This is a genomic window from Pseudomonas sp. B1-22, from assembly GCF_050474425.1.
In the GTDB taxonomy this organism is placed as follows: Bacteria; Pseudomonadota; Gammaproteobacteria; order Pseudomonadales; family Pseudomonadaceae; genus Pseudomonas.
On sequence record NZ_JBCHVH010000002.1, the window covers coordinates 610116 to 630482 of the forward strand.

Here is a 20367-nt window from a genome sequence, read left to right on the forward strand (position 1 = left end):
GGCCCGGCACAGCCACCGGGCCTTGCGCCAAGCGCACGGCCCGGCTGCCCTCTTGCCCCTGCCCTCCCCTAATCCCTGAATCAGGAAGGCCGCCATGCCGCAGGTGGATCCCGAGTTATTCGACCGCGGGCAGTTCCAGGCGGAACTGGCCCTCAAATCCAGCCCTATTGCCGCATTCAAGAAGGCCATTCGCCAGGCCAACGAGGTGCTCGATGCCCGCTTCAACGGCGGTCGCGACATCCGCCGACTGATCGAGGACCGCGCCTGGTTCGTCGACCAGATCCTGCAGCAGGCCTGGAACCGCTTCGACTGGGGCGACGACGCCGACATCGCGCTGGTTGCCGTGGGCGGCTACGGGCGTGGCGAACTGCACCCGCATTCGGACATCGACCTGCTGATCCTGCTCGACAGCGAGGACCAGGAAACCTTCCGCGAACCCATCGAAGGCTTCCTCACCCTGCTCTGGGACATCGGCCTGGAAGTCGGCCAGAGCGTGCGCTCGGTGGCCGAATGCGCCGAGGAAGCCCGCGCCGACCTGACCGTGGTCACCAACCTGATGGAATGCCGCACCATCTCCGGCCCGGACGGCCTGCGCCAGCGCATGCTCGAAGCCACCAATACGCAGCAGATGTGGCCGAGCGGGCAGTTCTACCTGGCCAAGCGCAAGGAACAGATCCACCGCCACACCAAGTACAACGACACCGAATACAACCTCGAACCCAACGTGAAGGGTTCGCCCGGCGGCCTGCGCGACATCCAGACCCTGCTCTGGGTCGCCCGCCGCCACTTCGGCAGCCTCAACCTGCACGCCCTGGTGCGTGAAGGCTTCCTGGTGGAAAGCGAATGCAGCGTGCTCGCCTCAAGCCAGGAATTCCTCTGGAAGGTCCGCTATGCCCTGCACATGCTCGCCGGCCGCGCCGAAGACCGCCTGCTGTTCGACCACCAGCGTCGCATTGCCGGCCTGCTGGGCTACGAAGGCAACGACGCCAAGCTGGCGGTCGAGCGCTTCATGCAGAAGTACTACCGCGTGGTGATGGCCGTTTCCGAACTGAACGACCTGATCATGCAGCACTTCGAGGAAGTGATACTGCGCGCCGGCGAGAACGGCCAGATCACCCCGCTCAACAGTCGCTTCCAGTTGCGCGACGGCTACCTGGAAGTCACCCACGCCAACGTCTTCAAGCGCACGCCCTTCGCCCTGCTGGAAATCTTCGTGCTGCTGGCCCAGCACCCGGAGATCAAGGGCGTGCGCGCCGACACCATCCGCCTGCTGCGCGACAGCCGGCACCTGATCGACGACGACTTCCGCCACGACATTCGCAACACCAGCCTGTTCATCGAGCTGTTCAAGTGCCGCGAAGGCATCCACCGCAACCTCCGGCGGATGAACCGCTACGGCATCCTCGGCCGTTACCTGCCGGAGTTCGGCCTGATCGTCGGGCAGATGCAGCACGACCTGTTCCACATCTATACGGTGGACGCCCACACCCTCAACCTGATCAAGCACCTGCGCAAGCTGCGCCGCCCGGACATGGCGGAGAAGTACCCGCTGGCCAGCAAGATCATGGAGCGCCTGCCCAAGCCCGAGCTGATCTACATCGCCGGGCTCTACCACGACATCGCCAAGGGCCGTGGGGGTGACCACTCGGAACTGGGCGCGGTGGATGCCGAGCACTTCTGCCAGCGCCACCAGCTGCCGCCATGGGACACCGCCCTGGTGTCCTGGCTGGTGCAGAACCACCTGGTCATGTCCACCACGGCCCAGCGCAAGGACCTGTCCGACCCGCAGGTGATCTACGACTTCGCCCAGCTGATGGGCAACCAGACCTACCTGGACTACCTCTACGTGCTCACCGTGGCCGACATCAACGCCACCAACCCGACGCTGTGGAACTCCTGGCGCGCAAGCCTTTTGCGCCAGCTCTATACCGAGACCAAGCGCGCACTGCGTCGCGGCCTGGAGAACCCCGTGGACCGCGAGGAGCAGATCCGCCAGACGCAGAGCGCGGCCATCGACATCCTGGTGCGCGGCGGCATCGACCAGGACGACGCCGAGCAGCTCTGGAGCCAACTGGGCGACGACTACTTCCTGCGCCACACCGCCGCCGACGTGGCCTGGCACACCGAAGCCATCCTCCAGCACCCGGACGACGGCACGCCGCTGGTGCTGATCAAGGAAACCGCCCAGCGCGAATTCGAAGGCGGCACCCAGATCTTCATCTACGCCGCCGACCAGCATGACTTCTTCGCCGTAACCGTGGCGGCGATGGACCAGCTCAACCTGAACATTCAGGACGCGCGGATCATCACCTCGACCAGCCTGTTCACCCTCGACACCTACATAGTGCTCGACGCCGATGGCGGCTCGATCGGTGACAATCCCGCCCGTGTTGCGGAAATTCGCGAAGGACTGGTCTACGCACTGAAGGACCCGGACGAATACCCGACCATCATCCAGCGCCGCGTACCGCGCCAGCTCAAGCACTTCGCCTTCGCCCCGCAGGTGACCATCTCCACCGACGCGGCCCGCCAGGTCAGCGTGCTGGAAGTCATTGCGCCGGACCGCCCAGGCCTTCTGGCGCGCATCGGCGGACTGTTCCTCGACTTCGACCTGTCGGTGCAGAACGCCAAGATCGCCACCCTGGGCGAACGCGTGGAAGACGTGTTCTTCGTCACCGATGCGAACAGCCAGCCGCTTTCCGACCCGGAGCTATGCAAGCGCATCCAGACCGCCCTGGTCGACATCCTCTCCGACGGCGGCCAGCAGACCATGCCGGTGCGCATCAGCATCTAGTCAGCATTTGGAAAGAAAGAGCCTTGCCCATGAATCCTGCCCTCGACTCGCTCCAGCCCTACCCCTTCGAGAAGCTCCGCGCCCTGCTGGCCGGCGCCCAGCCGCCGACGGACCTGAAGCCCATCGCGCTGTCCATCGGCGAACCCAAGCACCGCTCGCCGGACTTCGTCGCCAAGGCACTGGCCGACAGCCTCGACCAACTGGCCGTGTACCCGACTACCCTGGGTATTCCCGCCTTGCGCGAAGCCATCGCCGCCTGGTGCGAGCGCCGTTTCAAGGTCCCGACCGGCTGGCTGGACGCCGCGCGCCACGTACTGCCGGTGAACGGCACCCGTGAAGCGCTGTTCGCCTTCACCCAAACCGTGGTCGACCGCAACGCCAAGGGCCTGGTGGTCAGCCCGAATCCGTTCTACCAGATCTACGAAGGCGCAGCCCTGCTGGCCGGCGCCGAGCCGCACTACCTGCCCTGCTTGGAAAGCAACGGCTTCAACCCGGACTTCGACGCCGTCCCGGCGGACGTGTGGGCGCGCTGCCAGATCCTCTTCCTCTGCTCGCCGGGCAACCCCACGGGCGCGCTGGTGCCGCTGGAGACCCTGAAGAAGCTGATCGCACTGGCCGACGAGCATGACTTCGTGATCGCCGCCGACGAGTGCTACAGCGAGCTCTACTTCGACGAGCAGAATCCGCCGGCCGGCCTGCTGACCGCCTGCGCCGAACTGGGCCGCTCGGACTTTGCGCGCTGCGTGGTGTTCCACAGCCTGTCCAAGCGCTCCAACCTGCCGGGCCTGCGCTCGGGCTTCGTCGCCGGCGACGCCGAGGTGCTGAAGAAATTCCTCCTGTACCGCACCTACCACGGCTGCGCCATGCCGGTGCAGACCCAGCTAGCCAGCGTTGCCGCCTGGAAGGACGAGGACCACGTGCGCGCCAACCGCGACCTGTACCGCGAGAAGTTCGACGCCGTGCTGGACATCCTCGCCGGCGTGCTCGACGTGCAGCGCCCGGACGGCAGCTTCTACCTCTGGGCGAAGACGCCGATCGCCGACACCGCGTTCTGCCGTGGCCTGTTCGACCAGCAGCACGTCACCGTGGTGCCGGGCTCCTACCTGTCCCGCGAGGTGAACGGCGAAAACCCCGGTGCCAACCGCGTGCGCATGGCGCTGGTGGCCCCGCTGGCCGAATGCGTGGAAGCGGCGGAGCGGATCAAGCGCTTCGTACAGGGCCTCTGACACCGGCTCTTTCCCCGTAGGAGCGGGCCATGCCCGCGATCGCGCCCATGGGGCGCTCCTACGGGGGAATTTCCCGCTACACCCATCTCCCCGCCTTGCTGGTCACCCAGGCCTCCTGGTTATCCAGCTCACCCAGGACGCCACGCAGGAGTTCGTCGTCGATCTCATGCTCATGGCGCATCCGGTACAGCTCCAGCCGCTGGGCACGTAGCGCCTTGATACGCAGCGCCTGGTCCGCCAGCTCAAGCGCCCGCGCGCGCTGACGGGCTTCCAGGCTGTCCGGTGCCGGGTCAAGCTCGTGACGGTACTCGGCCATCAGCTTCGCCTTCACCTCCGCCAGCCTCGCGGTTTCCTCGGCGTCCGCGCCTTCCTTCACCGGCAACGCCTCGCTTTCCAGCATGCGAATCGCCGCTGCCGCGGTCTTGCGCCAGACCTGCTGCACTTCGAGTTCGCGCCGGTCGTTGCTGGCCACCGGCAGGCCACGCAGCAATATCGGCAGGCCGATGGTTGCTGCCAGCAAGGAGATCAGGATCACCCCGGCGGCAATGAAAATGATCAGGTCACGCTGCGGGAAGGCCGATCCATTCCCCAGCAGCAACGGCACCGAGAGCACGCCCGCCAGGGTCACAGCCCCGCGCACTCCCCCCAGCGCCGATATCGCCGACAGCCGCAAGGTCGGTTCCCCCGGTTGCCCACCGAGCTCGACGCCCCACCAACGCTCGAAGCGCACCGAGACCTTCCAGTAACACCAGACCCAGGCGAAGCGCAGCACCAGCAAGGCGGCGAAGACCGCCAGCACATAGAACGCCAGCAGCGACGAACGCCAGAGCATGTCGTCGGCGTGGTGCGCCACCGACTTGAGGATGTCGGGCAACTGCAGGCCGAGCAGCAGGAACACGACGCCGTTGAAGGCGAACTCCAGCATCGACCACACGCTACGATTGAGCAGCCGGGTATTGGTCTGTCGCGGCAGCAGATCGACCCAGCTCTGCATCATGCCCGCCGCCACGGCAGCCAGGATGCCCGAGACACCCGCCTCCTCGGCCACCATGTAGGAGGCGAACGGCAACAGCAGCATCAGCACCACATGAGTCGCCGGATCGTCCCAGCCACGGCGGATCATCCAGCCACGGATGCGCCCGAGCAGCCAGCTCAGCAGTACCCCGCAGGCCAGGCCGCCCACCGCCACCAACAGGAACGACAGGCTGGCATCCACCAGCGAGAAGGTGCCGGTCATCGCCGCCGCGATGGCGAACTTGAAGGCCACCAGGCCCGAGGCGTCATTCATCAGCGCCTCGCCCTGGAGGACGTGCATCAGGCGCCTGGGCAGTCGATCCTGGGCGATGGCCGAGACCGCCAGCGCATCGGTGGGCGACAGCACCGCCGCCAGGGCGAAGGCCGCCGCCCAGGGAATCTGCGGAATCAACAGGTGGATGAAGGCACCGCCGACCACCACGGTGATCAGCACCAGGACGAACGCCAGCGCCAGGATCGGCCCGCGCATTTTCCAGAACTCGCCCTTGGGCATGCGCCATCCGTCGACGAACAGCAATGGCGGGATGAACAGGAACATGAAGAGCTCGGGATCGAGCGCTACGTGCAATCCCAGGCTCGGCCAGGCCAGCGCGGCACCGGCGGCGATCTGGATCAATGGCAGCGGCAATGGGATCAATTGCGCGGCGAGTCGCGTACCGCCCACGGTCAGCAACAGGATCAGCACGGTGTAGACAGTTTGCATGGACGAACCCCCGGCACAGCGCTCCATTGAACCATCGGCGCAACAGCGGATCAGCCACAGGATCGACAACAATCTGTTGCAGCCGAGCGGTTTCCCACCGGCATCCCCCAAGGCAGCGGGAAATGGCATAATCCCGCGCCTGAAGAAAAGCATGAAAGAGGAGACGCGCCCCGTGAGTCAGCGGACGCTCTATGGAATCAAGGCCTGCGACACCATGAAGAAAGCCCGCACCTGGCTGGACGAGCATGGCGTCGACTACGCCTTCCACGACTACAAGGCTAGCGGAATCGACCGCGCGCACCTGGAGCAATGGTGCAATGAGCACGGCTGGGAGACCATCCTGAACCGCGCCGGCACCACCTTCCGCAAGCTCGAAGACGCACAGAAAGCCGATCTCGACCAGGCCAAGGCCATCGAACTGATGGTCGCCCAGCCGTCGATGATCAAGCGCCCGGTGCTCGACCTGGGCGGCCGTACCCTGGTCGGCTTCAAGCCCGACAACTACGCCGCCGCGCTGGCCTGAGCGTTCCCGCCATGAGCATCGCCTGGGCCCTGTTCCTCCCCGCCTGCTTCGCCCTGAACCTGGCGCCGGGACCGAACAACCTGCTGTCGCTGAACAACGCCGCACGCTTCGGCCTGTTGCGCGCGACGCTGGCCGGCGGCGGGCGCCTGCTGGCGTTCGCCGGCATGCTGGCCCTGGCCGCCTCCGGCCTGGCGCTGGTGCTGCAGACCTCGGCCTGGCTGTTCCTGGCGATCAAGCTGGTGGGCGCCGCCTACCTGCTGTGGCTGGCCGTGCAACTCTGGCGTGCGCCTACTGCCAATCTGCAGGCGAGCGCCGCCTCCGTTCCTGCCAGCAGCCTCTGGCGCCTGACGCGCCAGGAATTCTGGGTCGCCGCCGGTAATCCCAAGGCAATCCTGATCTTCACCGCCTTCCTGCCGCAGTTCGTCGATCCGAACCAGGCCGTGGGCGCTCAGTTCGCCCAGCTTGGCGCCGCCTTCCTGCTGCTGGAATGGCTGGCCATCGCCCTTTACGGGCTCGCCGGGGTTCACCTGGGCAAGCTGCTCGCCGGCGCACGCGCCCGGCGCCTGTTCAACCGTGGTTGTGCCGCGCTGCTGGGCAGCGCCGGGCTGGGCCTGCTGCTCAGCCGCCGTCCGGCCTGACCGAATCCGTTCTTCGAGACTCTCTTTTCAAGGAATCACCCACATGTCGAAATCCCTGTTCAGCCTGGCCTTCGGTGTCGGCACCCAGAACCGCCAGGGCAACTGGCTGGAAGTCTTCTACGCGCAGCCGCTGCTCAACCCCAGCGCCGAACTGCTCGCCGCCGTCGCTCCGCTGCTGGCCTACGAAGGCGGCAACCAGGCGATCGCCTTCACCGCCCACCAGGCCTATCAGCTGGCCGATGCCGTGGAATCCGTCGACGCCACCCAGGCCGCCCTGCTCAACCGCCTGGCCGAAAGCCAGAAGCCGCTGGTCGCCACCCTGCTGGCCGAAGACGCCGCTCCCACCTCCACCCCGGAGGCGTACCTCAAGCTGCACCTGCTGTCCCACCGTCTGGCCAAACCCCACGGCCTGAACCTGACCGGCATCTTCCCGCTGCTGCCGAACGTGGCCTGGACCAATCAGGGCGCTGTCGACCTGGCCGAACTGGCCGAACTGCAACTGGAAGCGCGCCTGAAGGGCAAGCTGCTGGACGTCTTCTCGGTGGACAAATTCCCGAAGATGACCGACTACGTGGTCCCGACTGGCGTGCGCATCGCCGATACCGCCCGCGTGCGCCTGGGCGCCTACATCGGTGAAGGCACCACCGTGATGCACGAAGGCTTCGTCAACTTCAACGCCGGCACCGAAGGTCCGGGCATGATCGAAGGCCGCGTCTCCGCGGGCGTCTTCGTACGCAAGGGCTCGGACCTCGGTGGCGGCTGCTCCACCATGGGCACCCTGTCCGGCGGCGGCAACATCGTCATCAGCGTCGGCGAAGGCTGCCTGATCGGCGCCAACGCCGGCATCGGCATCCCGTTGGGCGACCGCAACATCGTCGAAGCCGGCCTGTACGTCACCGCCGGTACCAAGATCGCCGTGCTGGACGACCAGAACAATCTGGTGAAAGTGGTCAAGGGCCGCGACCTGGCCGGCCAGCCGGACCTGCTGTTCCGCCGCAACTCCCAGACCGGCGCGGTCGAGTGCAAGACCAACAAGACCGCCATCGAGCTGAACGAAGCGCTGCACGCGCACAACTGAGCAGGTGCGTCCCCGTTCGCGCGGGGTTCGCACTAAGCTTGAAAAACGGGGGCTGCGGCCCCCGTTTTCCATTTTCCGCAACCGGTCACACGTCCATGTCCATTCCCTCGCCCTGGCGTTCCGACTTCCCGGCCCTCGCCGCCTTCGAGGCCGAAGGCCAGACCTACCTCGACAGCGCCGCCACTGCACAGAAGTCCCAGGCCATGATCGACGCACTGGCCGGCTACTACGCCAGCGGCGCCGCCAACGTGCACCGCGCCCAGCACCTGCCCGGCGAGCGCGCCACCCGAGCCTTCGAGGCGACCCGCAGCCTGGCGGCCAACTGGCTCAACGGCGGCAGCCCGGCGCAGATCATCTTCACCCGCGGCGCCACCGAAGCGCTGAACCTGCTGGCTTACGGGCTGGAAAGCCAGCTCCAGGCCGGCGACGAAATCGTCGTCAGCGCGCTGGAGCACCATGCCAACCTGCTGCCCTGGCAGCAACTGGCGCTCAGGCGCGGGCTGAAGCTGGTGGTCCTGCCGCTGGAGCGCAGCGGACGCATCGACCTGGAACGCGCCGCCGGCCTGATCGGCCCGCGCACGCGACTGCTCGCCGTCAGCCAGCTGTCCAATGTGCTTGGTACCTGGCAGCCGCTGCCGGAACTGCTGCAGATGGCACGCCAGCACGGCGCGCTGACCGTGGTCGACGGCGCACAGGGCGTGGTCCACGGCCGGCACAACCTGTCGGCGCTGGGTTGCGACTTCTACGTCTGCTCCAGCCACAAGCTCTACGGCCCGGAAGGCCTCGGCCTGTTCTGGGGCCGCCCGGAAGCCCTGGAGCGCCTGGCGCACTGGCAGTTCGGCGGCGAGATGGTGCGCGTGGCGGATTACTTCGACGCGCAGTTCCACGGCGCGCCCATGGGCTTCGAGGCCGGCACCCCGCCCATCGGCGCGGTCATCGCCCTGGGCGCCACCCTGGAATGGTTGGCCCGCCAGGACAACGCCGAAATCAGCGCCCACGAGGACTTCCTCCACGCCCGCCTGCTCGCTGGCCTGCGCGCCCGCGACGGCGTACGCGTGCTGGGCGAGCCGGAGGTGGCGCTGGCCAGTTTCGTGGTCGAGGGCGTGCATGTTTCGGACCTGGGCCATCTGCTCACTGAACAGGGCATCGCCGTGCGCGCCGGGCACCATTGCGCCATGCCGCTGATGAAGACCCTGGATGTCGCCGGCGCCCTGCGAGTCTCCCTCGGCCTGTACAACGACGGCGCCGACCTGGAGCGCTTCTTCCACGCCCTGGACAGCGCCCTGGAGCTGCTGCGATGAGCCTGCCCGCCGCTGCCAACGAGGCCTTGCAGGCTTTCGCCGCCTTGCAGGGCTGGGAGCAGCGCGCCCGCCTGCTGATGCAGTGGGGCGAACGCCTGGAACCACTGAGCGAAGCCGAACTTGGCGACGAACAGCGCGTGCAGGGCTGCGAGAGCAATGTCTGGCTGGTGGCGGATTCGCGCGCCGGTCATTGGCACTTCCGCGCTTACAGCGATGCGCGCCTGCTGCGCGGGCTGCTGGCGTTGCTGCTGGTGCGGGTGGAGGGTTTGCCGGCGGACGAGCTGTCCGCCATCGACCTGGCGGGCTGGTTCGAACAGCTGGGGCTGGGCCGACAACTGTCGCCGTCACGCAGCAATGGGTTGAACGCAGTGCTCAAGCGCATGCAGGAGCTGACCAACGGCTGATATGAATGCCTGTGCGTGGGAGCGGACTCCGTCCGCGATAGGTCCGCATCGCGCCGGAGGCCATCGCGGATAAATCCGCTCCTACAAGAGCATTCAGCCCGCAACGCGCTCCGACGGCCGACGCGCTCCGGCGACGATCTTGTCCACCGCCCGCGCCGCCGCGACCATGCCGAAGGTCGCGGTGACCATCATCACCGCGCCGAAGCCGCCGGCGCAGTCCAGCTTCACCCCTTCGCCGACGAAACTCTTGGACTGGCACACGGTACCGTCCGGTTTCGGGTAGCGCAGCTGCTCGGTGGAAAACACGCACTGCACGCTGTAATGCCGGCCCGGCGTGCGCGAAAAGTTGTAGTCACGGCGCAACATGGAGCGAACCTTGGCGGCCAGCGGGTCATTGAAGGTCTTGTTCAGGTCGGCGACCTGGATCTGCGTCGGGTCCACCTGCCCGCCCGCGCCGCCGGTGGTGATGATCTGCAGCTTGCGGCGCTTGCACCAGGCGATCAGCGCGGCCTTGGCGGCAACGCTGTCGATGCAGTCGATCACGCAGTCCAGCTCGGGGGTGATGTAGTCCGCCATGGTTTCACGGGTGACGAAATCCGCCACGGCATGCACGACGATGCCGGGGTTGATCGCCTTCAGGCGCTCGGCCATGACCTCGACCTTGGGCTTGCCCACGGCGCCCTGGATGGCGTGTACCTGACGGTTGGTATTGGTGACGCAGACGTCGTCGAGATCGAACAGCGAAATCTCGCCCACGCCGCTACGCGCCAGCGCCTCGGCTGCCCAGGAGCCCACGCCGCCGATCCCGACCACCGCCACATGGCTGGCCGCCAGCCGCTCCAGGCCCTCGCGGCCGTACAGCCGCGCGATACCGCCGAAACGCTGTTCATCCAGTTCCATTCACCACACCTCGTATCGAAACGGCCGGCATTCTATAGCCTTCCGCAATCAGCGTCGGCAGACGTGCAACAAAGCTGACTTTCGGCAGTCTCATACACGCGCCTACAGCCCATTCTAAACTGTCGGGAGCCAGCGTCCGACACCCCACCGCAACGGACCGCCGGCAACCTGTACAGCCCCCGGAGTGCGGGGTAGGATGCGCCCCGCCCGGACGCCATTCCGGCCCCTCCCCGTTCCACCCTTTGGAACCCGATCGCACCATGCCTGCACGCAAGTTCGGCCTCAACCTGGTGGTCTTCGTCGCCCTCGCGGCGCTCTTCACCGGTTTCTGGGCCCTCTACAACCGCCCCGTCAGCGTTCCCGACTGGCCGGAAAGCATTTCCGGATTCTCCTTCTCGCCCTTCCGCCTGAACCAGAATCCGCAGAAGAACCAGTTCCCCAGCGACGACGAGATCCGTTCGGACCTGGAGCTCGTGTCGAAGCAGACCGACAATATCCGCACCTACTCGGTGAAGGGTTCGCTGGCCGACATCCCGCGCCTGGCCGAAGAGCTCGGCATGCGCGTCAGCCTGGGGATCTGGATCGGCCCGGACGAAGCCGAGAACGAGGCCGAGATCGAGCGCGGCATCGAGATCGCCAACAACTCGCGCAGCGTGGTGCGGGTGATCGTCGGCAACGAGGCCCTGTTCCGCCGCGAGGTCACGGTGGAGCAGTTGTCCGGCTACCTGGACCGCGTGCGCAAGGCGGTGAAGGTACCGGTGACCACCGCCGAGCAGTGGCATATCTACGAGAAGTACCCGGAACTGGCCAGGCACGTCGACCTGATCGCGGCGCACATCCTGCCCTACTGGGAATACACCCCGATGGACACCGCCGTGCCGTTCGTCCTCGAACGCGCCCGCGAACTGCGCGCCAAGTTCCCGCGCAAGCCGCTGCTGCTGGCCGAAGTCGGCTGGCCGAGCAACGGCCGCATGCGCGGTGGCGCCGACGCCACCCAGGCGGACCAGGCCATCTACCTGCGCCGGCTGACCAATGCGCTGAACAAGAAGGGCTACAACTACTTCGTCGTCGAGGCCTTCGACCAGCCGTGGAAAGTCGGTGACGAAGGCTCGGTCGGCGCCTACTGGGGCGTCTACAACGCGCAGCGCCAGCCCAAGTTCAATTTCACCGGCCCGGTGGTGAATATCCCGCAGTGGCGCACCCTGGCGGTGGCCTCGGTGGTGATGGCGCTGCTCGCCCTGACCCTGCTGATGATCGATGGCAGTGCCCTGCGCCAGCGCGGCCGCACTTTCCTCACCGTGGTCGCCTTCGCCGGCGGCTCGGTGCTGGTATGGATCGGCTACGACTACAGCCAGCAGTACAGCACCTGGTTCAGCCTGACCGTCGGCGGCCTGCTGGGCATCGGCGCACTGGGCGTGTTCATCGTCCTGCTCACCGAGGCCCACGAACTGGCCGAGACCGTCTGGGTGCGCAAGCGCCGCCGGCCGTTCGACCCGGTGCTCACCGATACCGGCTACCGGCCCAAGGTCTCGGTGCACGTGCCCTGCTACAACGAGCCGCCGGAGATGATGAAGAAGACCCTGGACGCGCTGTCCCGGCTCGACTATCCGGACTTCGAAGTCCTGATCATCGACAACAACACCAAGGACCCGGCGGTCTGGGAACCGGTGCGCGACTACTGCGAAATCCTCGGCCCGCGCTTCCGCTTCTTCCACGTCGCACCGCTGGCCGGCTTCAAGGGCGGCGCGCTGAACTACATCCTGCCGCACACCGCGCCGGACGTCGAAGTCGTCGCGGTGATCGACGCCGACTACTGCGTCGAGCCGAACTGGCTCAAGCAGATGGTGCCGCACTTCAGCGATCCGAAGATCGCCGTGGTGCAGTCCCCGCAGGACTACTACGACGGCGAGGAGAACGTCTTCAAGAAGCTCTGCTACGCCGAGTACAAGGGCTTCTTCCATATCGGCATGGTCACCCGCAACGACCGCGACGCGATCATCCAGCACGGCACCATGACCATGATCCGTCGGACCGTGATGGACGAGCTGAAATGGGCCGACTGGACCATCTGCGAGGACGCCGAACTGGGCCTGCGGGTGTTCGAGAAGGGTTACTCGGCCGCCTACTCGCACCAGAGCTTCGGCAAGGGCGTGATGCCCGACACCTTCATCGACTACAAGAAGCAGCGCTTCCGTTGGGCCTACGGCGCCATCCAGATCATGAAGGGCCACGCCCGCGCCCTGTTCCAGGGCAAGGACAGCAAGCTCACCCTCGGCCAGCGCTACCACTTCATCGCCGGTTGGCTGCCGTGGATCGCCGATGGCATGAACATCTTCTTCACCATCGGCGCGCTGCTGTGGTCGTCGGCGATGATCATCGTGCCCAAGCGGGTCGACCCGCCGCTGCTGATCTTTGCCATCCCGCCACTGGCGCTGTTCTTCTTCAAGTTCGGCAAGATCCTGTTCCTCTACCGCCGCGCCGTGGGCGTCAACCTCGTGCGCTCGTTCCAGGCAGCGGTGGCGGGCCTGGCGCTGTCGCACACCATCGCCAAGGCGGTGCTCTACGGGGCGTTCACCAAGACCATCCCGTTCTTCCGCACGCCGAAGATGGCTTCCAACCACGGCATCCTCGTCGCGCTCGCCGAGGCGCGGGAGGAAGTCTTCATCATGCTCCTGCTCTGGGGCGCGGCACTGGGTATCGTGCTGGTGCAGGGCGTGCCGAGCCGGGACATGATGTTCTGGGTGGCCATGCTGCTGGTGCAGTCGCTGCCCTACCTTGCCGCCCTGGTAATGGCGCTGCTGTCCGCGGCGCCCAAGGCTCAGGAGGCACCGGTCGCGGACGCCGCACCGGCCAGCTAAGGAGTTATCGCGTAGGGCGTACAACCGTTCGCGGTTGTACGCCGATACACCGCTCGCATCGTCGGCGCCATGGTCAAACCTGAAACGCCCTGGAGCGGCGTCTCCGCGCCAACCGCAGAGCGCCCTGCTGCCAAGGTCAATCGGCGTATAACGTCGAACGTTATACGCCCTACGATCCCGGGACCTTGTGTAGCGGCTCATGCACCATCCGTCTCCTCCCAAGAACGCCGGCCATACGCCGGCGTTTTTGCTTTAAGATGGGCGCCTTTTTCCGTTCCACCCCCAGGATGCCCTCGATGCCCCTCTCGCCGACACTGGCCCTCGCCTGCGAGCTGATTCGCCGTCCCTCCGTTACGCCGGTCGATGCCGACTGCCAGCAGCTGATGATGCAGCGCCTGGGCGCCTGCGGCTTCGCCCTGGAGCCCATGCGCATCGAGGAGGTGGATAACTTCTGGGCCCTGCGCCAGGGCCGCGACGGCGCCAATGGCCCGGTGCTGTGCTTCGCCGGCCATACCGACGTGGTCCCCACCGGCCCCGAGCAGGCCTGGCAGCACCAGCCGTTCGACGCGCTGATCGATGCCGACGGCATGCTCTGCGGCCGTGGCGCGGCGGACATGAAAGGCAGCCTGGCGTCGATGATCATCGCCACCGAGCGCTTCGTCGCCGACCACCCGGACCATCGGGGCAGCATCGCCTACCTGATCACCAGCGACGAGGAAGGCCCGGCCCATCACGGCACCAAGGCCGTGGTCGAGCGCCTGAAGGCCCGCAACGAGCGCCTGGACTGGTGCATCGTCGGCGAGCCGTCGAGCACCACCCTGGTGGGTGACATCGTCAAGAACGGCCGGCGCGGCTCCCTCGGCGCCACCCTAAGCGTGCGCGGCAAGCAGGGCCACGTGGCCTACCCGCACCTGGCGAAGAACCCGATCCACCTCGCCGCCCCGGCCCTGGCCGAGCTCGCCGCCGAGCACTGGGACAACGGCAACGACTACTTCCCGCCGACCAGCTTCCAGATCTCCAACATCAATGGCGGCACCGGCGCGACCAACGTGATCCCGGGCGAGCTGAAGGTGATCTTCAACTTCCGTTTCTCCACCGAGTCCACCGTGGAAGGCCTGCAGCAGCGCGTCGCCGCCATCCTCGACAAGCACGGCCTGGACTGGCACATCGACTGGGCCCTGTCCGGCCTGCCGTTCCTCACCCAACCGGGTGAGCTGCTCGACGGTGTGGCCGCCGCGATCCTCGCCGTCACCGGCCGCGAGACCACCCCGTCGACCTCCGGCGGCACCTCCGACGGCCGTTTCATCGCCACCATGGGTACCCAGGTGGTCGAACTCGGCCCGGTCAACGCCACCATCCACCAGGTGGACGAGCGCGTTCTGGCCAGCGATCTCGATGTGCTGACCGAAATCTACTATCAGACCCTGGTGCGACTGCTGGCATGACTGGAAACAACAAAGGCTTCTGCCTGGGCGCCGTGCAGCCCGACACCCCGCCGCCCGCCCCGGCGGCCGAACGCCGCTACGCCCTGCGCGTGTACCAGATCGCCCAGCGCCGCCGCTCCCTGCCGACCGTACTGCGCAACGACCTGCCGCAGCCGCTGGCACCGACACCGGTGAAGAAGTAATGCTGATCTGCCCGCTCTGCCGCGAGGCGCTCGCTGAGGTCGACAATGGCGTCGCCTGCTCCGCCGGACACCGCTTCGACCGCGCCCGCCAGGGCTACCTGAACCTGCTGCCGGTGCAGCACAAGAAGAGCCTCGACCCGGGCGACAACGCCGCCATGGTCGAGGCGCGCCGGTACTTCCTCGGCGCCGGACACTACGCGCCGCTGGCGAAACGTCTGGCCGAACTGGCCGCCGAACGCACGCCGGGTCGCTGGCTGGATATCGGTTGCGGTGAGGGTTACTACACCGCGCAACTGGGCGAAGCCCTGCCGCAGGCCGACGGCTATGCGCTGGACATCTCCCGCGAGGCCGTGAAACGCGCCTGCAAGCGCGCCCCGCAGCTGACCTGGATGGTCGCCAGCATGGCTCGCGTGCCGCTGGCCGACGCCTCCTGTCAGCTGCTGGCCAGCGTATTCAGCCCGATCGACTGGAAGGAAGCGGCGCGCCTGCTGACGCCCGGCGGCGGCGTGCTGCGCCTGGGCCCGGCCCGCGACCATCTGCTGGAGCTGCGCCAGCGCCTGTACGACGAAGTGCGCGAGTACGTCGAAGACAAGCACCTCGCCGACCTGCCCGAAGAGCTGAAACTGGCGCACAGCGAGCAACTGAGCTTCAAGCTGCCGCTGCACACCCGCGAAGCCCGCGAACACTTGCTGGCGATGACGCCCCACGGCTGGCGGGTCAACCCCGAGCGGCGCGAGCGCATCCTCGCCGAGCCCTTCGAGGTGACGGTCGCGGTACGCTACGATTGGCTGGAACGCCAGGAACCCTGAAGCCGGCCCAAGGCCGGCCTGCGCTCGCCCATGCGGCGTTAAAAACAGGTTCAAAGTGCTCATTTACTCCACGTAAACTGCGCTTTTGAACCTATTTTTGCCTGGCCTGAGCATCGCTCGGCTCGGCCTTGAACCGGCTTACGAGGACGCCATGCGCCAACCGGATATCGAGATCTACATCAAGGATGCCGACCAGGCCGCCGTCAGCGCCTGGCTGGAAAAGGCCCTTGGCCCCTGCTCCGAATGGCGCGCCCAGGGCGAGACCTTCAAGTGCACCGCCGGCAGCATTCCCGCCACCTGGCTGCCCAAGGCCGTGGGCAAGTGGAACAGCCTGTTCCTGGACAGTGACAAGACCCCATGGGACGACGATGTCGCCTGCGCCCGCGATGCCTGCGCCGCGCTGGACGTCGAGGTGCGCTGCGCACCGGGGAGCTGGAGCGAGGATCAGGGCGAGGAAGATGCGGACCGCTGGCTGAAGGTCACCGCCGCCGGCGTCGAGGAGATCACCTGGCGCACGGGCTGAAGCCGTCCTGCGCAAGGCTGTAAAAACAAAGGCCCGTCCATTGGACGGGCCTTTGTCGTCTTCGGGGGCTCAGACCTTGGCGACGTCTTCCGCCTGGAGGCCTTTCTGACCCTGGATCACCGAGAACTCCACTTTCTGGCCTTCGGCCAGGGAGCGGTGACCATCGCCACGAATGGCACGGTAGTGAACGAAAACGTCCGGACCGCTATCGCGTTGAATGAATCCATAACCTTTGGCGTCATTGAACCACTTGACGGTTCCGACCTCACGATCAGCCATTACCACACTCTCCAACTTGCCTATTATTTTTGGGTGGCCCCCGAAATGAGGACTTCGACGGCTCGTCCGACTGAACGTTTTCCGCATCATCCGACCCGAGCCCGAGGCGCGTTGGAAGGCAATTCGAATAACGCCCGAAGGCGACCGCGATCCCGAGTATATAAATCAAAAGTTACAGCTGAAAAGCACTTTTTCAACAAGTCCGCGCGCCTGTGACTCATCGAGCCAAAGTGCCATTTTACGGGGCTTGCAGGGCCATTTTGGTGCTCGTTACCCAGCGTAACGAAAGTGTTTCGAACTTGGACTCCTGCACAACTTTGCACGATGGTTCCGGGCGTTTTCGCAACACCCGGAGCCACTTTTCCGATCAGGGTTTGCGTCCCTGCATAGCGATCGGACGCAGTGCCAGAAACTCGCCCACGGCGAAACCCTCAAATGGCCGACACCGCCTGCGGTCGCGAGGTATCACGGGTTGACCTGGTAGCCACGCCCCTGCAGGCAGCTGCTGTAGGCCGAGGAACTCGCCTGGCTCTGCGTGGCCTGCTGGTTGCGGCGGTCCTGACGGCGATCCTGGCGCTGGCGGGATGCCCCCACCACGGCCCCGGCGGCGGCGACTTCGCCGGCACGGTTCTGCCGGTACTGCTGCTTGGCGTCATCGCTGGCCCGGTCGTAGATTTCGTCGTGCTGCTGGCCACGCACTTCGGCGGCCACCGCCCCGGCGGCCGCGCCCCTGGCCGCACCCCGCACCCGCCCGCCGACCTTCGGGTCGGTGCTGGTGGTCGAGCTACTCGCGGCATTGGCGGCAACCCCGTTGCAGTAGTCCATGTCCTGTTGCACCTGCTGGCTGCTCTGGCCATTGAGCGGCACCACCGTCTGCGCTCCTGCCGGCGCTATGCAGACCAGCGCCAACAAGCATCCAAAAGTCACTTTACGCATCGTTCCACCTCCATAAATGGGAACCCTGAGTTAGCAGGATAGTCCCTGCCGATACGGCGTTCGCTGCCGCCGACCAGCCGCCTGCGGCTTTGCCGCAGACCCGCCGATCCGGCACACTAACGCTCCTGAGCAATCGCTCGTTTTATTTCTGCCAGCCATAGGGCCTGTATGCCTCGTTACCCGTTCCGCCGCTTCGGTTTTGGTGCCCTGCGCCGCCTGCTGTACCTCTGGGTGCGCTCGGAAACCATCAACCAGTCGGCCTTCAGCCTGAAGATCGACCGCAGCAAACCGGTCCTCTACGTCCTGCAGCAGCCCTCGGTCAGCGATCTGGCCGTGGTCGACACAGAATGCCGCAAGGCCGGCCTGCCGCGCCCGGTGATGCCGGTCGCCATCGGCGAGTCCATCGAGCCCGCGGCCTTCTTCTACCTGACTCCGGAGCCCGACTGGCTTGGCCGCCAGGACAAGCGCGGCGCACCGCCGACGCTGGTACGCACGCTCAATGCGATTGGCCAGAACGGGATCGACGACGCGCAGATCGTCCCCGTCAGCGTGTTCTGGGGACAATCGCCGGATAGCGAAAAGAGCGCCTGGAAGTTGCTGTTCGCCGACAACTGGGCGGTGACCGGGCGCCTGCGCAAGCTGGCGCGCATCCTGATCCTCGGCCGCAAGACCCGCGTGCAGTTCTCCGCGCCCATCCATCTGCGTGAGCTGGTGGAGCAGAACAAGGGCCACGCGCGCACTCTGCGCATGGTGCAACGCATCCTGCGGGTGCACTTCCGCAACCAGAAGACCGCCGTGATCGGCCCGGACCTTTCCCACCGCCGCACCCTGGTCAAGGGCCTGCTGCGCGCGCCGCTGGTGCGCCAGGCGATCCAGGAAGAGTGCGAAACCCAGAAAATCTCCCAGGAGAAGGCCGAGGCCACCGCGCTGCGCTACGCCAACGAGATCGCCGCCGATGTCTCCTACCCGGTGATCCGTTTCCTCGAAGTGACCCTGACCTGGTTCTGGAACAAGCTCTACGAGGGCGTGAAGGTCAACCACATCGAGCGCGTGCAGGACGTCGCCCAGGGCCACGAGATCGTCTACGTGCCCTGCCACCGCAGCCACATCGACTACCTGCTGCTGTCCTACCTGCTGTTCCGCAACGGCCTGACCCCGCCGCACATCGCCGCCGGCATCAACCTCAACATGCCCATCGTCGGCTCGATCCTGCGCCGTGGCGGCGCCTTCTTCATGCGTCGCAGCTTCAAGGGCAACCAGCTGTACACCGCGGTGTTCAACGAATACCTGCACACCCTGTTCAGCCGCGGCTTCTCCACCGAATACTTCGTCGAAGGCGGCCGCTCGCGCACCGGGCGCATGCTGCACCCGCGCACCGGGATGCTGGCGATCACCCTGCGCAGCTTCCTGCGCGACTCGCGCCGCCCCATCGTCTTCGTCCCCGTGTACATCGGCTACGAGCGCGTGCTCGAAGGCCGCACCTACCTGGGCGAACTGCGCGGCGCGGCGAAGAAGAAGGAGTCGATCTTCGACATCTTCAAGGTCATCGGCGCACTGAAGCAGCGCTTCGGGCAGGTCTGGGTGAACTTCGGCGAGCCGATCCACCTCGACCGCTTCCTCGACCAGCAGCAGCCGGACTGGCGCCAGCAGGAACTGGCCCCGGAGTTCCGCCCGGCCTGGCTGTCGGGAGCCACCAATCACCTGGCCCGCGACGTCGCCCGTCATCTCAACGACGCCGCCGCGATCAACCCGGTGAACCTGGTGGCCCTGGCGCTGCTCTCCACCACCCGCCTGGCGCTGGACGAAACCGCCCTGGCGCGGGTCATCGACCTCTACCTCGGCCTGCTGCGCAAGGTGCCCTACTCGCCCAGCGCCACCCTGCCCGACGGCGACGGCCAGCAGCAGATCGAATACGTGAAGAGCATGAACCTGCTCAGCGAGCAGAAGGACGCCCTCGGCCGCATCTGCTACCTCGACGAGCAGAACGCGGTGCTGATGACCTACTACCGCAACAACATCCTGCACATCTTCGCCCTGCCTGCGCTGATCGCCAGCTTCTTCCAGAACAGCGGGCGGATCAGCCGCGAGCAGCTGCTGCGCTACACCCGCGCGCTGTATCCGTATCTCCAGGCCGAGCTGTTCATCCGCTGGAATCTGGACGAGCTGGACGCGGTGGTCGACCAGTGGCTGCAAGCCATGGTCGACGGCGAACTGCTCAGGCAGGAGAACGACACCTTCATCCGCCCGGCGCCCAGCTCGCGCCAGTTCGTACTGCTGACCCTGCTGGCCCGTGCCATCACCCAGACGCTGCAACGCTTCTACATGTCCATCTCTCTCGTGCTCAACGCCGGACAGAAGCAGCTCACCGCCGAGGAACTGGAAAACCTCTGCACCGTCATGGCCCAGCGCCTGTCGATCCTGCACGGCCTGAACGCCCCCGAGTTCTTCGACAAGAGCCTGTTCCGCCATTTCATCCAGACGCTGCTGGAGGAAGACGTGCTGCGCAAGGACGAGAACGGCAAGCTGAGCTTCCACGAACTGCTGGGCGAGCTGGCCGAGGGCGCGGCCAAACGGGTATTGCCGGCGGAAATCCGGCTCTCCATCCGCCAGGTTGCGCTGGAGCAGCCGAACCCGGCAACACCGGCCGAACAGCCTGCGGTCACTCCGGGGAACTGAAAGGCAGCGGCCGGTTGATACCGGCCGCTTGACGCCTGCTTGTCACGGTCGATAGAT

At 66.2% G+C, this 20367-nt stretch carries 17 protein-coding genes; 13 read left to right on the forward strand and 4 right to left on the reverse strand.

Annotated elements, in window-relative coordinates:
* Positions 1-94: 94 nt before the first annotated feature.
* Together ACQ5BL_RS09685 and dapC are read left to right on the forward strand one after the other, a co-directional pair.
* Positions 95-2794 carry a [protein-PII] uridylyltransferase gene (locus tag ACQ5BL_RS09685; protein WP_243808746.1) on the forward strand — a complete coding sequence of 900 codons (2700 nt, stop codon included), beginning with the start codon at positions 95-97 and terminating at the stop codon, positions 2792-2794.
* A 29-nt stretch (positions 2795-2823) separates the two neighbouring features.
* On the forward strand, positions 2824-4020 hold the full coding sequence (gene dapC / locus ACQ5BL_RS09690; RefSeq protein WP_243808745.1) for a succinyldiaminopimelate transaminase: 1197 nt from the start codon (positions 2824-2826) through the stop codon (positions 4018-4020).
* Between the two features lie 76 nt (positions 4021-4096).
* On the opposite strand, the gene ACQ5BL_RS09695 is transcribed toward dapC, so the two are convergent.
* On the reverse strand, positions 4097-5758 hold the full coding sequence (locus tag ACQ5BL_RS09695) for a Na+/H+ antiporter (protein WP_243808744.1): 1662 nt from the start codon (positions 5756-5758) through the stop codon (positions 4097-4099).
* 151 nt (positions 5759-5909) lie between these two features.
* On the opposite strand from ACQ5BL_RS09695, the gene ACQ5BL_RS09700 reads away from it, so the two are divergent.
* The 5 genes from ACQ5BL_RS09700 (at position 5910) to ACQ5BL_RS09720 (ending at position 9702) form a co-directional block, all read left to right on the forward strand.
* A complete protein-coding gene (locus ACQ5BL_RS09700; protein WP_243808743.1) occupies positions 5910-6281 on the forward strand; it encodes an ArsC family reductase in 372 nt (123 codons plus the stop codon).
* Positions 6282-6292: 11 nt separating this feature from the next.
* A complete protein-coding gene (locus tag ACQ5BL_RS09705) occupies positions 6293-6919 on the forward strand; it encodes a LysE family translocator (RefSeq protein ID WP_207885450.1) in 627 nt (208 codons plus the stop codon).
* A gap of 43 nt (positions 6920-6962) precedes the next feature.
* The gene (dapD, locus tag ACQ5BL_RS09710) at positions 6963-7997 is read left to right on the forward strand and encodes a 2,3,4,5-tetrahydropyridine-2,6-dicarboxylate N-succinyltransferase (RefSeq protein ID WP_207885451.1); all 1035 of its coding nucleotides are present in this window, start codon (positions 6963-6965) and stop codon (positions 7995-7997) included.
* Between the two features lie 95 nt (positions 7998-8092).
* The gene (locus tag ACQ5BL_RS09715) at positions 8093-9298 is read left to right on the forward strand and encodes an aminotransferase class V-fold PLP-dependent enzyme (protein ID WP_243808742.1); all 1206 of its coding nucleotides are present in this window, start codon (positions 8093-8095) and stop codon (positions 9296-9298) included.
* Positions 9295-9702 carry a SufE family protein gene (locus tag ACQ5BL_RS09720; RefSeq protein ID WP_243808741.1) on the forward strand — a complete coding sequence of 136 codons (408 nt, stop codon included), beginning with the start codon at positions 9295-9297 and terminating at the stop codon, positions 9700-9702. Before ACQ5BL_RS09715 ends, ACQ5BL_RS09720 begins: the two co-directional genes overlap by 4 nt.
* 93 nt (positions 9703-9795) lie before the next feature.
* Here the strand turns inward: ACQ5BL_RS09720 and tcdA are convergent, their stop codons facing one another.
* Positions 9796-10602, reverse strand: coding sequence for a tRNA cyclic N6-threonylcarbamoyladenosine(37) synthase TcdA (gene tcdA / locus ACQ5BL_RS09725; protein ID WP_207885454.1), 807 nt, complete (start codon positions 10600-10602; stop codon positions 9796-9798).
* Positions 10603-10862: 260 nt separating this feature from the next.
* Here tcdA and ACQ5BL_RS09730 point away from each other — a divergent pair, with 260 nt between their 5' ends.
* The 5 genes from ACQ5BL_RS09730 (at position 10863) to ACQ5BL_RS09750 (ending at position 16419) form a co-directional block, all read left to right on the forward strand.
* Entirely contained in the window at positions 10863-13460 is a 2598-nt protein-coding gene (locus ACQ5BL_RS09730) for a glycosyltransferase (protein ID WP_243808740.1), read from the forward strand.
* Between the two features lie 287 nt (positions 13461-13747).
* Positions 13748-14905 carry a succinyl-diaminopimelate desuccinylase gene (gene dapE, locus ACQ5BL_RS09735; protein ID WP_243808739.1) on the forward strand — a complete coding sequence of 386 codons (1158 nt, stop codon included), beginning with the start codon at positions 13748-13750 and terminating at the stop codon, positions 14903-14905.
* Positions 14902-15087, forward strand: a complete 186-nt coding sequence (locus ACQ5BL_RS09740; RefSeq protein ID WP_243808738.1) for a hypothetical protein — start codon at positions 14902-14904, stop codon at positions 15085-15087. The genes dapE and ACQ5BL_RS09740 overlap by 4 nt, the downstream gene beginning before the upstream one ends.
* On the forward strand, positions 15087-15896 hold the full coding sequence (locus tag ACQ5BL_RS09745) for a putative RNA methyltransferase (protein ID WP_243808737.1): 810 nt from the start codon (positions 15087-15089) through the stop codon (positions 15894-15896). The genes ACQ5BL_RS09740 and ACQ5BL_RS09745 overlap by 1 nt, the downstream gene beginning before the upstream one ends.
* A 151-nt stretch (positions 15897-16047) precedes the next feature.
* Positions 16048-16419: a hypothetical protein gene (locus ACQ5BL_RS09750; RefSeq protein WP_243808736.1), complete on the forward strand. Its 372-nt coding sequence runs from the start codon at positions 16048-16050 to the stop codon at positions 16417-16419.
* Between the two features lie 69 nt (positions 16420-16488).
* Here ACQ5BL_RS09750 and ACQ5BL_RS09755 read toward each other — a convergent pair whose 3' ends face one another.
* On the reverse strand, positions 16489-16698 hold the full coding sequence (locus ACQ5BL_RS09755; RefSeq protein WP_207885459.1) for a cold-shock protein: 210 nt from the start codon (positions 16696-16698) through the stop codon (positions 16489-16491).
* A 465-nt stretch (positions 16699-17163) separates the two neighbouring features.
* Complete coding sequence (locus ACQ5BL_RS09760) at positions 17164-17634, reverse strand: YMGG-like glycine zipper-containing protein (protein ID WP_207885460.1); 471 nt, start codon at positions 17632-17634, stop codon at positions 17164-17166.
* Between the two features lie 168 nt (positions 17635-17802).
* On the opposite strand from ACQ5BL_RS09760, the gene plsB reads away from it, so the two are divergent.
* Positions 17803-20310: a glycerol-3-phosphate 1-O-acyltransferase PlsB gene (gene plsB, locus ACQ5BL_RS09765; RefSeq protein ID WP_243808735.1), complete on the forward strand. Its 2508-nt coding sequence runs from the start codon at positions 17803-17805 to the stop codon at positions 20308-20310.
* The last annotated feature ends 57 nt before the right edge of the window (positions 20311-20367 follow it).

Coding starts and splice junctions, on each gene's coding strand:
- ACQ5BL_RS09685 (WP_243808746.1), top strand. CDS start 95: ATGCCGCAGGTGGATCCCGAGTTATTCGACCGCGGGCAGTTCCAGGCG.
- dapC (WP_243808745.1), top strand. CDS start 2,824: ATGAATCCTGCCCTCGACTCGCTCCAGCCCTACCCCTTCGAGAAGCTC.
- ACQ5BL_RS09695 (WP_243808744.1), bottom strand. CDS start 5,758: ATGCAAACTGTCTACACCGTGCTGATCCTGTTGCTGACCGTGGGCGGT.
- ACQ5BL_RS09700 (WP_243808743.1), top strand. CDS start 5,910: ATGAAAGAGGAGACGCGCCCCGTGAGTCAGCGGACGCTCTATGGAATC.
- ACQ5BL_RS09705 (WP_207885450.1), top strand. CDS start 6,293: ATGAGCATCGCCTGGGCCCTGTTCCTCCCCGCCTGCTTCGCCCTGAAC.
- dapD (WP_207885451.1), top strand. CDS start 6,963: ATGTCGAAATCCCTGTTCAGCCTGGCCTTCGGTGTCGGCACCCAGAAC.
- ACQ5BL_RS09715 (WP_243808742.1), top strand. CDS start 8,093: ATGTCCATTCCCTCGCCCTGGCGTTCCGACTTCCCGGCCCTCGCCGCC.
- ACQ5BL_RS09720 (WP_243808741.1), top strand. CDS start 9,295: ATGAGCCTGCCCGCCGCTGCCAACGAGGCCTTGCAGGCTTTCGCCGCC.
- tcdA (WP_207885454.1), bottom strand. CDS start 10,602: ATGGAACTGGATGAACAGCGTTTCGGCGGTATCGCGCGGCTGTACGGC.
- ACQ5BL_RS09730 (WP_243808740.1), top strand. CDS start 10,863: ATGCCTGCACGCAAGTTCGGCCTCAACCTGGTGGTCTTCGTCGCCCTC.
- dapE (WP_243808739.1), top strand. CDS start 13,748: ATGCCCTCGATGCCCCTCTCGCCGACACTGGCCCTCGCCTGCGAGCTG.
- ACQ5BL_RS09740 (WP_243808738.1), top strand. CDS start 14,902: ATGACTGGAAACAACAAAGGCTTCTGCCTGGGCGCCGTGCAGCCCGAC.
- ACQ5BL_RS09745 (WP_243808737.1), top strand. CDS start 15,087: ATGCTGATCTGCCCGCTCTGCCGCGAGGCGCTCGCTGAGGTCGACAAT.
- ACQ5BL_RS09750 (WP_243808736.1), top strand. CDS start 16,048: ATGCGCCAACCGGATATCGAGATCTACATCAAGGATGCCGACCAGGCC.
- ACQ5BL_RS09755 (WP_207885459.1), bottom strand. CDS start 16,698: ATGGCTGATCGTGAGGTCGGAACCGTCAAGTGGTTCAATGACGCCAAA.
- ACQ5BL_RS09760 (WP_207885460.1), bottom strand. CDS start 17,634: ATGCGTAAAGTGACTTTTGGATGCTTGTTGGCGCTGGTCTGCATAGCG.
- plsB (WP_243808735.1), top strand. CDS start 17,803: ATGCCTCGTTACCCGTTCCGCCGCTTCGGTTTTGGTGCCCTGCGCCGC.